Below are 12,538 nucleotides of genomic sequence, written 5' to 3' on the forward strand. Positions count from 1 at the left end.
GGCGGGAGGGGAGGGGGAGGGGGAAGCCCCCGGGTTCGGCAGGGTGGTGGTCAGCTCCTCGCGGGCGGGCTGTGGTGCGATCCGTACGAGCGCCGGTAGCCGTGGCGGCGCCGGACGGTCCGGTGGGTCGGGCCGCTCGGAGACGTTGACGCATCCGGTGAGCAGTGTGGCCGCCGCCATGACGGCCGCTAGGGGAAATCGGCGCACCTACCCAACTCTGGGCCGTGCCAAGGTAGTTGGCCATTCCCCGCAGGAGTGATCGCTGCAGGGTGACCGCCGCAGTAGTGATCCTCGCAGGGGTGATCGGCAGCCGCCGTCTCACTCGCCGGTGGCGCCGTCGATGCGTTCGCGGATCAGATCGGCGTGCCCGTTGTGCCGGGCGTACTCCTCGATCATGTGCGTGTAGATCCAACGCAGCGAGTACGTCCGGCCCCGGCGGGTCCCGGTGTCGTCCAGTGAGCGCGCCGCCGCGATCTCCTTCGCGCGGTCGATCTGCTCCCGCCAGGTGGCGAAGGCCTCCATGGTGTCCGCCGTGTCGAGGTCGTGGAACTCGCCGTCCCGGTCCTCCTCCGAGTAGTAGATCGGCTTGGCGTCCTGCGCGCCCAGCACGCCACGGAACCAGCCGGACTCCACCTCCGCCATATGCCGTACCAGGCCCAGGAGCGTCAGTTCCGACGGCGGCACGGTGGGGGCGCGCAGTTGCTCATCGGACAGCCCCTCGCACTTCATCGCCAAGGTCGCCCGGTGGTAGTCCAGCATCGCCTCCAAGGTGGTGCGCTCGTCCGCGGTGGTGGGCGTATCGGTTCGCTGTATCCCCGTCATGGCCGTCATCATGACGCGGCCAGGGGGCAGACGGCGCGGCATTTTCCACCGGCCTCCACCCGGCCCTGCCGCCAGCCCCCGGCCGCCGTCCCCACCCGTACCGCCCCCGCAGGCCCCGTATGCTGCACGGAAGGGAACACTCGTACCGCGGGACAACGGGAGACGAGCAGTGGCATCACCGGGCAGGCCGCTCAAGGTCGGTGTCATCGGCCTCGGTGACATAGCGCGCAAGGCCTATCTGCCGGTGCTCACCGCGCTGCCCGGCATCGATCCCCATCTGCACACCCGTACCCGCGGCACGCTGGACCAGGTCGGCGACAGCCATCGCGTCCCGGCGGACCACCGGCACACCGAACTGCGCGCCCTCATCGACCAGGGGCTCGACGCCGCCTTCGTACACGCCCCCACCGCGGTGCACGCCGAGATCGCCGGGGCGCTGATCGACGCCGGGGTCCCGGTCTACGTCGACAAGCCGCTGGCCGCCGACCACGCGGGTGCCGAGGCGCTGGTGCGTCGCGCGCGGCAGCGCGGTGTGAGCCTGATGACGGGCTTCAACCGCCGCTACGCGCCCTGTTACACCCAGTGCCTCGATCACCCCCGCGACCTGATCGTGCTGCAGAAGAACCGGGTCGGACTCGCCGCGGAGCCACGGGAGTTCGTCTTCGACGACTTCATCCACGTCGTGGACACGCTGCGCTTCCTCGCGCCCGGCACGATCGACCACGTCGACATCCGCACCAGGTCGCAGGGCGGTCTGCTGCACCATGTGGTGCTGCAACTATCCGGTGACGGGTTCACCGCGCTCGGCATCATGAACCGGATGAGCGGCTCCAGCGAGGAGGTCCTGGAGGTGATGGGCCAGGACACCAAGCGCCAGGTGGTCAACCTCGCGGAGGTCATCGACCACAAGGGGCAGCCGACTGTGCGCAGGCGCGGTGACTGGGTGCCGGTGGCCCGCCAGCGCGGCATCGAGCAGATCACCCTGGCCTTCCTGGACGCGGTGCGCACCGGCAAGGTGCTCAGCGCCGAGGACGACCTGGTGACCCACGAGTTGTGCGAGCGGATCGTCAACGTCGCCCTGCGCCGGGCTTCCTGACCGCGCGGTAGCCCTCGTAGCAGGCGCTCAGCGCCAGCAGGCCGACGGATAGTTCGATCACCCAGTCGCCCCACCGGTCGTAGGGGCTGCGGCCGCCCGACAGCGGCACCGTGTAGACGTGGGCGGCGCTGCTTGAGGTACCGATGCGCGGGCCGATCCGGGCGCCGTGCGCGTCGTAGACCGCGCTGATGCCGGTGAGGGTGGCGTGCACCATGGGGCGCCAGGTCTCCGCCGCGCGCAGCGCCGCCAGCGAGGCGTGCTGGGCCGGTGCCCAACTGTGCTGGAACGTCGAGGTGGACGACTGTGCCACCAGCAACTGGGCGTCCATGTCGGCCAGATGGCGGCTCATATCGGGGAAGGCGGTCTCGAAGCAGATCAGCGGCCCGATGCGCAGCGTGCCGACGTCCATCACCACCTGGTGGGTGCCGCGGTGCCGGTTGACGCTGGCGGCCTTGCCGACCTTGGTGGCCCAGCCGAGCACCGAGCGCAGCGGGATGTACTCGCCGAACGGCACCAGCCGCATCTTGTCGTAGCTCTGCCCGGTCGGGCCGTTCGGGCCCACCAGTACGGACGTCTTGTAGATGCCGCGTCCGTCGGCGCGCTGTGCGTCCACGTTGACCAGCAGGTCGGCGCCGACCTGCCGGGACAGCGCGGCCAGCCGGGTGCTGAGCGCCGGGTGGGCGTTCAGGTCGAAGCCGACGCTGCTCTCGCCCCACACCACCAGATCCGGATGTGTGCCGGACAGTTGGGCGGTGAGCCGCGCGCTGCGGTCGAACCGCGCCTGCGCGTTCTCGATCGTCCCCGGCTGCACGACGGCGATCCGTACGCTTCCGTGCGCTGGCGCCGTCGGCACCCAGAACCACGCCGCGGTACCGCCCAGCGCCACCGTCAGCAGCGCCGCCACCGCGGCACGGCGCGCCGAGGGCACCGCGATGAGCACCGTGACCGCGGTGTTCACCGACACCAGCAGGAAGCTCAGCAGCCACACTCCGCCCACCGAGGCCAGCCGCAGGGCGGCCGGTACCTGCCACTGGCTGGCGCCCAGCAGTCCCCATGGGCCGCCGAGGTACTGCCAGGAGCGGACGATTTCGGCCAGCAGCCACGCCGACGGCAGCAGCACCAGCGCTGCCAGTGCGCTGCCGACCCCGGGTGAGCCGCCGAGCAGCCGCTGCGCCAGCCATCCCCAGGGCAGCCACACCAGGCCGAGCAGCGCCGCGATCACCACGATGAACGGACCCAGGCTGGGCAGCAGCCAGTGGTGCACCGCGATCATGAACCCGGTGCCGCCGAGCCAGCCGTCCAGCGCGCCCCGGCGGCGGGTGGGCGCCGAGCGCGCCAGCAGGGTCAGCGGGACCAGGGCGACATAGGCCAGCCACCACAGCGCGGGCGCCGGGAAGGCCAGGGCGGGCACCGCTCCGGCGGCGACGGCGGCGCCGCCGCGCCACCAGGGCGAGGCGAGCGAGGGCCGGTGGCCGCTGGCGTCCCGGGGCGGCGGTTCCTGGCGCCGTGTCGCGCCGGGGCTGCGGCGGCGGGGGTTGGTGAGCTTCGGGACGGTGGTCACCTTCGTAGACTCCCCAGGTCAGCTCGGCGGCAACCGGGCGGCGGCGGTACGGGTCGGGGAGTGCCGGGCCGACGGTTGCCGTCAGGGACGGGGTCCGGACGGCTCAGCCCTCGCCCAGTCGGGCCTCCTCCAGGTCGAGACGGCGTTGGACGCGCCGCCGGGGTGGTGTCGCTGATCCGGTGAGGTGGTACAGCCGGCGCAGCTCGGCGGTTTCGACCGCTGTGTACGTCGATACGCACCTGACGATACGCGTTCGCCGTCGTGCGGTCCTGTTCCTGCGCGCGCAGCCGCTCGGGGGCTCCCGGCGATCCCGGAGCGCCGCGCGTCCCGGCCGACCGGACTTCCCGGTGCCGATGTCCCTATGGCGGCCGTACCGCGTCAAGGCGCCGTCAAGGAGTCACGTGATCGTGTAAGGACACCGCTAACGGTCGCCGTGACCGGCGTACCGGGGCAGCACGCTACGAACCAACGGGGCAGCACGCTGGGAGTGCCCGCGGAACCGGCCCTATCGCGCGGCACGACGTCTGAGAAGCGCGGCACGATGCCTGACGACACAAGGAGGGGCTCCAGGTGGTGCACAGCGCCGTCCCACCCGGCGAACTGAAGGTCTTTCTAGGCGCGGCGCCCGGAGTGGGCAAGACCTACCGGATGCTGGACGAAGGACGGCGCCGCGCCGGACGCGGCAGGGACGTGGTGGTGGCGCTCGCCGAATGCCACCACCGTCCGCACACCGAGGCGATGCTGGACGGCCTGGAGATCCTTCCCCGGGCCCAACGTACCTATCACGGGGCCGACTTCACCGAACTGGACCTGGCCGCCGTGCTGGAGCGCCGCCCCGAGGTCGCGCTGATCGACGAGATGGCGCACACCAACGTGCCCGGCGGGCGCAACGCCAAACGCTGGCAGGACATCGAGGAACTGCTGGCCGCCGGGATCGACGTGGTCACCACGGTCAACGTCCAGCATCTGGAGTCGCTCAACGACGTCGTCCAGAAGATCACCGGTGTGCCTCAGCGGGAGACCGTGCCCGACGAGGTGGTGCGCCGCGCCGCGCAGATCGAACTGGTCGATATACCCGCCGAGGGCCTGCGCCGCCGCATGGCGCACGGCAACATCTATCCGCCGGAGAAGATCGACGCCGCCCTCTCCCACTATTTCCGGGTCGGCAACCTGACCGCGCTGCGCGAGCTGGCGCTGCTGTGGGTCGCCGGACGGGTGGACGAGGCGCTGCAGAAGTACCGCTACGAGCACCGCATCGGCAAGGTGTGGGAGACCCGGGAGCGGGTGGTCGTCGCGCTCACCGGCGGCTCGGAGGGAGAAACGCTCATTCGCCGGGCCGCGCGGATCGCCGCGCGCTCCTCCGGCGGCGATCTGCTCGCCGTCCACGTGGTGCGCAGCAACGGTCTGACCGACTCCTCACCGGCCGCGCTGGCCGCTCAGCGGCAGTTGGTGGAGAGCCTTGGCGGCAGCTTCCACTCGGTGGTCGGCGACCATGTGCCCACCGCGCTGCTGGAGTTCGCCCGCGCCGAGAACGCCACCCAGCTCGTCGTCGGCACCAGCCGCCGCAGTCGGCTGCGCCGGATGCTGGCCGAGCGCGGTGTGGGCGAGACCACCGTGGCGTCCTCCGGCGACATCGACGTCCACATGGTCACCCATGAACGGGCGGGCGGTGGACGGTTGCTGCCGCTTCCCGGGAACGCGCTGCCGGTCTCCCGGCGGGTGGCCGGACCGCTCGCCGGAATCGTGTTGCCGGTGCTGCTGACCGTGCTGCTGCGCACCGGCGCGCACGCGCTGCACCTGAACCTCACCAGTGAGACGCTGCTGTTCTTGACCACCGTGGTCGCGGTGGCGTGCATCGGCGGGGTCGGCTCGGCGGTGCTCGCCTCGATCAGCGCCTCGCTGCTGCTCAACTACTACTTCATCCCGCCCATCGGCGAGTTCACCATCGCCGAGCCCAACAACATCCTCGCGCTGGCCTCGTTCACCGTGGTCGCGGTCGTCGTCGCCGCCATCGTGGACCGTTCGCTGAGGCTGTCGCGGCGCGCGGCCAACGCCACCGCCGAGGCAGAGACGCTCTCCTCGCTCGCCGGGCACATCCTCCGCGGAGACCAGGCCGTCTCCGCGCTGCTGAACCTGACCCGGGAGACCTTCGGCATGGAGTCCGCCGTCCTGGTGCGGCGCCGCGGCGGTGACGCGGCGGGTCCGGGCGACGACGCCGACCTGAGCGTCCCGATAGGCCCGGACAGCCTGCTGCTGCTCAAGGGACGGGATCTGGCAGCGTCCGAACACCGGGTGCTGACCGCGTTCGCCGCGCATCTGGCGGCGGCACTGGAGCGGGCCCGGCTGGCCGAGGCCGCCGCCGAGGTCGAGCCGGTCAAGGCCGCCGACCGGATGCGCACCGCGCTGCTGGCCGCGGTCAGCCACGATCTGCGCACCCCGCTGGCCAGCGGCTGGGCCGCGGTCAGCGGGCTGCGCAGCCGCGATGTGGACTTCAGCGACCAGGACCGCGAGGAACTGCTGGCCACCGCCGAGGAGTCGCTGGCCAAGCTGAACCGGCTGGTGGACAACCTGCTCGACATGAGCAGGCTCCAGGCCGGGGCGCTCACCTTGCGGGTGCGGCCGACCGCGCCCGCCGAGGTGCTGCCGCTGGCCCTGGACACCCTGCCGGACAGCTCCGTCGCGGTGCTCGCTCCGGGACTTGAGGAGGCGGCCGACGTGCTCGCCGATCCGCCGCTGCTGGAGCGGGTGCTGGCCAACCTGGTGGCCAACGCGGTACGCCACTCGCCGCCCGGCAAACCGGTGTCGGTCAGCGCCAGCGCGCTGGGTTCCCGGGTGGAGATACGGGTCGTGGACCGCGGCCCCGGCATCCAACCGGCCGACCGGGAGCGGGCGTTCGAGCCGTTCCAGCGCATGGGCGACACCGACAACAGCACCGGCCTCGGCCTGGGCCTCGCGCTGTCCCGGGGGCTGACCGAGGCGATGGGCGGCACCCTCACCGCGGAGGAGACACCCGGTGGCGGGCTGACCATGGTGGTCGCGCTGCCCGCCGCCCGCCCGCTACGGGATGAGGTGGTGGCATGAGGCGGGTCCTGGTCGTCGACGACGAGCCGCAGATGCTGCGTGCTCTCGGCATCAACCTCAAGGCCCGGCAGTACGCGGTGGCCACCGCGCCGGACGGCACCACCGCGCTGCGCCTGGCCTCCCGGTGCCCGCCGGACGCGGTCGTCCTCGACCTCGGCCTGCCGGACGTGGACGGTGTCGAGGTGATCGCGGGGCTGCGGGCCTGGAGTTCGGCGCCGATCATCGTGCTGTCCGGGCGCAGTGGTCCCGAGGTCACCGTCGAGGCGCTCGACGCGGGTGCCGACGACTACCTGACGAAACCGTTCTCCATGGATGAGCTGCTGGCCAGGTTACGGGCCGTACTGCGCCGCCCGGCAGTCGCCCCGCCACGGCGGCAGACGGTCAAGGTGGCCGACTTCACCGTTGACCTGGACTCCCACACCGCGGTGCCGACCTTGGGCGGGGGCGAACCGCTGCATTTCACGCCCACCGAGTGGCGGTTGCTGGTGCCGCTGCTGCGCAATCCGGGCAGGCTGCTGACGGGCGCCCAACTACTGCGCGACGTATGGGGGCCTGGGCGGGAGGACCGGACCAACTATCTGCGGATCTACATCTCGGCGTTGCGCCGCAAACTTGAGCCGGATCCGTCCCGGCCACGGCATCTGATCACCGAACCCGGGATGGGATACCGCTTCGACCCCTGAGGGAGGCGGGCGTGGTGGTGGGGGTGTTTGCCGCGATCACCGGCATGTGCGGACTGGTCGCGGTGTTGGCCGGGGTCGCCGGGCTGCGCGAGGCCCGGCGGATGCGGCGGGTCGGCCTGCCCGCCGGTGCGCTGGTCAAGCGGGCGCCGGGGGATGTCGCCGGGGAGCCGTGTCCGCCGCGGCCGCGTTTGCAGTTCACCACCGCGGACGGCCGGGTCGTCGAGGTGGTCAGCCCCGTGCCGCCCGATCGGCGGCGGCCGCTGCGCGACGGTGAGACGGTGCTGGTCTTCTACGATCCCGCCGATCCGCGGACCGTTGTCGTACACCGGCGGGAGCGGGTGGGACTGGAGTACGGGTTCATCGTGGCGGGCAGTGTTCTCGTCGTGACCTGTGGAGTGCTGCTCGCCGTCGCCGACTGACTCCCACCCGCCCGCTCACCGTCCGCGCTACCGCGGGCTGGGGACCAGCGAGCGCAGCAACGCCGGTTCCGCCTCCTCCAGCGAACGCAGTACCGTGCGCCCCGGCGCCGCCGCTATCGGTACCGCCGAAGGCACCGCCAGCACCTGGCAGCCAGCCGCCTCGGCCGAGGCCACCCCGGTCGGGGTGTCCTCCACCGCCACGCACCGCGCCGGGGCCACGCCGAGCAGCCGGGCCGCGGCCAGATACGGGTCCGGCGCGGGCTTGGTGCGCGCGGTGTCGTCGGCCGAGACCGTCACCGTGAACCGGTCGCGGCCCAGGACCCGCAGCACCATGTCGACCACCCGGCGCGGCGAGGCCGACACCAAGGCGGTGGTCAGCCGCTGCGCCCGTAGCGCGTCCAGCAGGGCCAGTGCTCCCGGCCGCGGCCGGATGTCGCGTTCGACCAGCTCCGCGAACCGGCCGTCCAACTCCGCGGCCAGCGCGGCGCGTTCGCGTCCGGTGCCGGTGACCCGCAACAGGTGGTCCGCGGTGTGCTCCACCGGGCGGCCGAGTACATCGGGCAGGTCCCGCTCGGTCAACCGGTAGCCGAGGCCGCGGGCGATGTCGTCGACCGCCTGCCACCACACGTCCTCGGTGTCCACCAAGGTGCCGTCCATGTCGAAGAGAACCGCTGCCAGGGTCATGCGGCGCGCGCCTCCACCAGCACCGGCCGCTCGGGCAGCGTCACGGTCGCCGCGGCGCCCGCCACCAGGCCGCGGGCGCGGTGGCTGGGGATGTCGGCCTTGACCGTGGTGCCGTCGGCGAGCGCCACCGTCAGCCGGGTGACGGCGCCGTGGAACGCGGTGGCCGTCACCCGCGCCGAACCCTGCTCGTCGGCGGCGGCGTCCACCGCCTCGGGCCGCACCAGCACATCGACGGTGCCCGAGGTGGCCGCGTCGCCGCGTACCGGCAGCCGCTGCCCGAGCACCTCCACGCTGCCGTCACCGGTGGCCAGGCCCGGCAGCCGGTTCATGGTGCCGACGAACTCCGCGACGAACGGGGTCGACGGGCTGTCGTACAACTCGGCCGGGCTGGCGCACTGTTCGAGGCGGCCGTCCCGCATCACCGCGACGCGGTCGGCGGTGGACAGCGCCTCCTCCTGGTCGTGGGTGACGAACACCGTGGTGATCGCCAGCTCCTGCTGCAGCCGCCGGATCTCCTCCCGCAGTTGCACCCGGACCTTGGCGTCCAGCGCGGACAGCGGCTCGTCCAGCAACAGCACCTTAGGGCGCAGCGCCAGCGCCCTGGCGAGCGCCACCCGCTGCTGCTGGCCGCCGGACATCTGGTGCGGGTAGCGGTCGGCGTGCTGCGGCAGGCCGACCAGTTCCAGCAACTCGGCGGCTCTGGCGCGCCGTTCGGCCGCGCCGACCTTGCGCATCCGCAGCCCGAACGCCACGTTGTCGGCGGCGGTCAGATGCGGGAAGAGGCTGTAGGACTGGAACACCATCCCGGCGTCCCTGCGGTGCGCCGGGATGTCGCTGATGTCCTCACCGTCCACCAGCACCTGCCCCGAGTCCGGCCTCTCGAAGCCCGCCAGCATCCGCAGCGCGGTGGTCTTGCCGCACCCGGACGGCCCGAGCAGGGCCAGCAACTCGCCCTGGCGGGCGGTGAGATCGAGCCCATCGAGGGCCTTGGTGGCGCCGAACGACTTGTGCAGCGCCCGGAATTCGACGGTCATGTGGCCGACTCCTGCGGAACGAGCGCCGGGGCGGCCTTGGCACGCGCCCGGCGGGGGGTACGGGTACGGGGGCGGCTCGCGGCGGCGAACACCAGCAGCAGCGCCCAGGTCAGCAGCAGGCTCAACACCGATACCGCCACCGACAGTTGGGCCTGGCTGCCGCCGATGCCCACGATCCACACCGCGAACGGCCGAAAGCCCAGCAGCGCGCCGACGGTGTACTCACCGAGCACCAGCGCCAGGGTGAGGAAGCTGGCGTTCATCAGCGCACCGCGCAGATTCGGCAGCACCGCCTGGAACACCGCCCGCACCGGGCTCGCGCCACAGCTGCGGGCCGCCTCCATCAGGGTACGCACGTCCACCGCGCGCATCCCGGCGTCCAGGGCGCGGTAGGCCAGCGGCAGCGCCATCACGCTGTAGGCGAGCACCAGCACCACGGGGAAGTCGGCGTTCTGCACCGCCACGAAGGTCTCGAACAGCGGGGTGCGGGACAGGTACTGCGGCCCCCAGCGCAGCACCCCGCTGTATCCGGCGACCAAGGCCACCGAGGGCACCACCAGCGGCAGCGAGCACACGACCTCCAGCAGCGGCCGCAGCCGGGGCGCGCCGAGCCGCGCCGCGAGCAGCGCCGGGACCAGCAGCCCCAGCACCAGCACGATGGTCGCGGCGGCCAGCTCCAAGGTGAGCAGCAGGCTGCTGGTGAAACCGCTGGCGCTCAGGATGCCGGTGTACGCGCCGAGGGTGAAGCCCCGGCCTGGCACGTCCACGGTGAACAGCACCGAACAGGCCAGTGGCACAAGGAAGTACAGCCCGGCGGCGAGCGCGACCGCGCCGCGCCACCAGCGGATCCCTCGCCGGTTCGTCAGGCCAGCCATCGGGCGCTCCTTCGCTGCAGGGGGACGTAGACCGCCATCACCGCGCCCGCGACCACCACCATGTCGACGCTGAGCGCGAGTGCCACGTTGCCCTGGCCCACCAGGACGTTGCCGGACAACGCGTCGGCGATCTGCGAGGTCAGCAGCGGCACCGAACTGCCCACCATCGCCGCGGCGGTGGCGTAGGCGGCGAAGGCGCTGCCGAACAGCAGCACATAGCCGCCGAGCAGCGACGGCGCCAGCACCGGAAGCGCCACATGCCGCCAGAACTGCCAGGAGGTGGCCCCGTTGTTGCGGGCCGCCTCGCGCCAACCGGCGCGCAGCCCCTCCAGGGCGGGCGCGATGGTCAGCACCATCAGCGGCAGCAGGAAGTACAGGTACACCACCACCAGGCCCCAGAAGCTGTACAGGCTCCAGCCCCGGGCGGCCAGGTGGAGACGTGTGGTGAGGACACCGGCGTTGCCCAGGGTGGCGACGAACGCGAACGCCAGGGGTACGCCACCGAAGTTGGCGAGCACGCCGGAGGCCGACATCACCGCGTCGCGCAGCGCCCGGCTGCCCGAGGTCACCACGGCCTGCGCCAGCGGCACCCCGAGCACCGTCGCCAGCAGCGCCGACAGCGCGGAGAGCCTGACGCTGCCCCACAGCGCGGTCAGATAGGCGCCGTGCACCGAGGTGGTCAGGTTCGACAGCGTCCAGCGCACCCCGCCGGGGGCGTCGGCGCTGGTGGTGAACGCCCCCGTGGCGATGGCGATCGCGGGCAGCCCGAAGGCCGCTCCCATGAAGACCAGCAGCGGGGCGACGGCCAGCGGCGGTCCAAGCGCCCGGCGGTGTGGGGGCTTTGGGGCCTGCCCCCGGAAGAGGAGCTTCCGGGGGCAGGGGGCCTGCTCCGGGAGCGGACCCGTATCAGCCGAAGTGGCGACGTTCATCACGAGACGGCCGCTGCCCACTTCTCGGTGACGACCTGCTTGGCCTTGTCCGTCTGGCCCGGGGTCGGGAAGCTCGGCGTGCCGCTGACCGCGGCGAGCTTGCCCGCGGCGGCGGTGTCCAGCGTTCCGGCCTGCTTCATGGCGTCCATCAGGGCGGGGCGGGCGTACCCCTTGAGGAACAGGTTCTGGCCCTCGGCGCTGTAGAGGTACTCCTCCCACAGCCGGGCCGCCGCCGGGTGCGGTGCGGAGGCGTTGATCGCCTGCGAGTAGTACTGCGAGTACCGGCCGTCGGAGGGGACGGTGACCTGCCAGTCGACGCCCTTGCCGCGGAACTCGTCCGCGTAACCGGAGTTGAGGTAGTCCCAGTCGACGCTGATCGGGGTCTCGCCCTTCTGGATGGTCGCCGGGGTGGCCTGCACCGGGTCGAAGTTGCCAGCCTTCTTCAGCTTGCCGAAGAAGTCGATGCCGGGCTGGATGTCGTCGAACGAGCCGCCGTTCGCCAGCGCCGCCGCGTACACCGCGCCGAACGCGGCACCGGCCTTGGTCGGGTTGCCGTTGAGCGCCACCTGGCCCTTGTACTCGGGCTTGAGCAGATCGGCGAAGGTCTTCGGGCAGTCCTTGACCCGCTTGGTGTCGCAGCCGATCGAGATGTAGCCGCCGTAGTCGTTGTACCAGCGGGCCTGGCCGTCCTTCTGCGCGGCGGGGATCTTGTCGAACCCGGCCACCTTGTAGGCGGCGAACAGCCCCTGCTGTGCGCCGCTGAGCGCGAACGAGGAGCCGAGGTCCACCACGTCGGGGGCGCGGTCCTGGCCCTTGCGGGAGGTGATCGCGTTCAACTCGTCCTGGCTGGCGCCTTCGGGGTTCTCGTCGTTGACCTTGATGCCGTACTTCTTGGTGAACCCGTCGATGACCGCACCGTAGTTGGCCCAGTCGCGGGGGAGCGCGATGGCGTTGAGCGTGCCCTCCTTCTTCGCGGCGGCGACCAGTGCGTCCGTTCCGCCGAAGTCGGCGGCCGAGGTGGCGGCCGCGGCGCTCTTGCCGCTCGCCGTGGTGCTGGTGGCGGGAGCGGCGCCACAGGCGCTGAGGGTGAGTGCCGTCGTGGCCAGGACGCCCGCGGCGCCGATGGCTCGGAGTCTGGGCACGTTCACTTCGGTCTCCTTGCGAGGTTCTGAGAGGGGGCGGCCAGGTTGGCTGTACAACTTGACGCGCCAAGTAGGTACGAGCCGGATGGCCGGAAAGTGAACGAGTGGCCGAAATTCGACGAAGGCGACGGGAACGGCCCGATGCTGCCCACAGGTTGCGGTTAGGCTCCCGATCACATACGTGGCACACGCACTGATCAGGTGCGCTGGAC

Annotated in this window: 11 protein-coding genes and 1 pseudogene; 4 read left to right on the forward strand and 8 right to left on the reverse strand. The window is 71.9% G+C overall.

Translation table 11 applies throughout. The features are described 5' to 3' along the window. Positions 1-207: pseudogene (locus tag NON19_RS00005) on the reverse strand (hypothetical protein); the annotation flags it as partial. Positions 208-318: 111 nt separating this feature from the next. Further along, complete coding sequence (locus NON19_RS00010; protein WP_255924394.1) at positions 319-822, reverse strand: DinB family protein; 504 nt, start codon at positions 820-822, stop codon at positions 319-321. A gap of 169 nt (positions 823-991) precedes the next feature. On the opposite strand from NON19_RS00010, the gene NON19_RS00015 reads away from it, so the two are divergent. Beyond that, complete coding sequence (locus tag NON19_RS00015; RefSeq protein WP_255924395.1) at positions 992-1,918, forward strand: Gfo/Idh/MocA family protein; 927 nt, start codon at positions 992-994, stop codon at positions 1,916-1,918. On the opposite strand, the gene lnt is transcribed toward NON19_RS00015, so the two are convergent. Further along, complete coding sequence (gene lnt, locus NON19_RS00020) at positions 1,890-3,479, reverse strand: apolipoprotein N-acyltransferase (RefSeq protein WP_255924396.1); 1,590 nt, start codon at positions 3,477-3,479, stop codon at positions 1,890-1,892. The genes NON19_RS00015 and lnt overlap by 29 nt on opposite strands. 570 nt (positions 3,480-4,049) lie before the next feature. Here lnt and NON19_RS00025 point away from each other — a divergent pair. The 3 genes from NON19_RS00025 to NON19_RS00035 are packed head-to-tail and all read left to right on the forward strand — an operon-like array spanning position 4,050 to position 7,662. Beyond that, on the forward strand, positions 4,050-6,560 hold the full coding sequence (locus NON19_RS00025; protein WP_255924397.1) for a sensor histidine kinase: 2,511 nt from the start codon (positions 4,050-4,052) through the stop codon (positions 6,558-6,560). After that, positions 6,557-7,243 (forward strand): response regulator, encoded by a 687-nt coding sequence (locus NON19_RS00030; RefSeq protein ID WP_255924398.1) that lies wholly within the window; start codon positions 6,557-6,559, stop codon positions 7,241-7,243. Before NON19_RS00025 ends, NON19_RS00030 begins: the two co-directional genes overlap by 4 nt. 14 nt (positions 7,244-7,257) lie before the next feature. Then, entirely contained in the window at positions 7,258-7,662 is a 405-nt protein-coding gene (locus NON19_RS00035) for a DUF3592 domain-containing protein (protein WP_255924399.1), read from the forward strand. Between the two features lie 27 nt (positions 7,663-7,689). Here NON19_RS00035 and NON19_RS00040 read toward each other — a convergent pair whose 3' ends face one another. The 5 genes from NON19_RS00040 to NON19_RS00060 are packed head-to-tail and all read right to left on the reverse strand — an operon-like array spanning position 7,690 to position 12,332. Then, positions 7,690-8,346, reverse strand: coding sequence for an HAD family hydrolase (locus tag NON19_RS00040; protein ID WP_308213642.1), 657 nt, complete (start codon positions 8,344-8,346; stop codon positions 7,690-7,692). Then, positions 8,343-9,380, reverse strand: a complete 1,038-nt coding sequence (locus NON19_RS00045) for an ABC transporter ATP-binding protein (RefSeq protein ID WP_255924400.1) — start codon at positions 9,378-9,380, stop codon at positions 8,343-8,345. Before NON19_RS00045 ends, NON19_RS00040 begins: the two co-directional genes overlap by 4 nt. Then, positions 9,377-10,255, reverse strand: a complete 879-nt coding sequence (locus NON19_RS00050; protein ID WP_255924401.1) for an ABC transporter permease — start codon at positions 10,253-10,255, stop codon at positions 9,377-9,379. The genes NON19_RS00045 and NON19_RS00050 overlap by 4 nt, the downstream gene beginning before the upstream one ends. Continuing rightward, entirely contained in the window at positions 10,243-11,184 is a 942-nt protein-coding gene (locus tag NON19_RS00055; protein WP_372513938.1) for an ABC transporter permease, read from the reverse strand. Before NON19_RS00055 ends, NON19_RS00050 begins: the two co-directional genes overlap by 13 nt. Next, entirely contained in the window at positions 11,184-12,332 is a 1,149-nt protein-coding gene (locus NON19_RS00060; RefSeq protein ID WP_255924402.1) for an ABC transporter substrate-binding protein, read from the reverse strand. The genes NON19_RS00055 and NON19_RS00060 overlap by 1 nt, the downstream gene beginning before the upstream one ends. Positions 12,333-12,538 lie beyond the last annotated feature (206 nt).

The organism is Streptantibioticus rubrisoli, assembly GCF_024436055.1.
Lineage (GTDB): Bacteria > Actinomycetota > Actinomycetes > Streptomycetales > Streptomycetaceae > Streptantibioticus_A > Streptantibioticus_A rubrisoli.

Excerpts from the sequence above, each read along its gene's own strand:
- NON19_RS00055 (WP_372513938.1), bottom strand. The coding sequence starts at position 11,184 with ATGAACGTCGCCACTTCGGCTGATACGGGTCCGCTCCCGGAGCAGGCC.
- NON19_RS00040 (WP_308213642.1), bottom strand. The coding sequence starts at position 8,346 with ATGACCCTGGCAGCGGTTCTCTTCGACATGGACGGCACCTTGGTGGAC.
- NON19_RS00010 (WP_255924394.1), bottom strand. The coding sequence starts at position 822 with ATGACGGGGATACAGCGAACCGATACGCCCACCACCGCGGACGAGCGC.
- NON19_RS00045 (WP_255924400.1), bottom strand. The coding sequence starts at position 9,380 with ATGACCGTCGAATTCCGGGCGCTGCACAAGTCGTTCGGCGCCACCAAG.
- NON19_RS00030 (WP_255924398.1), top strand. The coding sequence starts at position 6,557 with ATGAGGCGGGTCCTGGTCGTCGACGACGAGCCGCAGATGCTGCGTGCT.
- NON19_RS00050 (WP_255924401.1), bottom strand. The coding sequence starts at position 10,255 with ATGGCTGGCCTGACGAACCGGCGAGGGATCCGCTGGTGGCGCGGCGCG.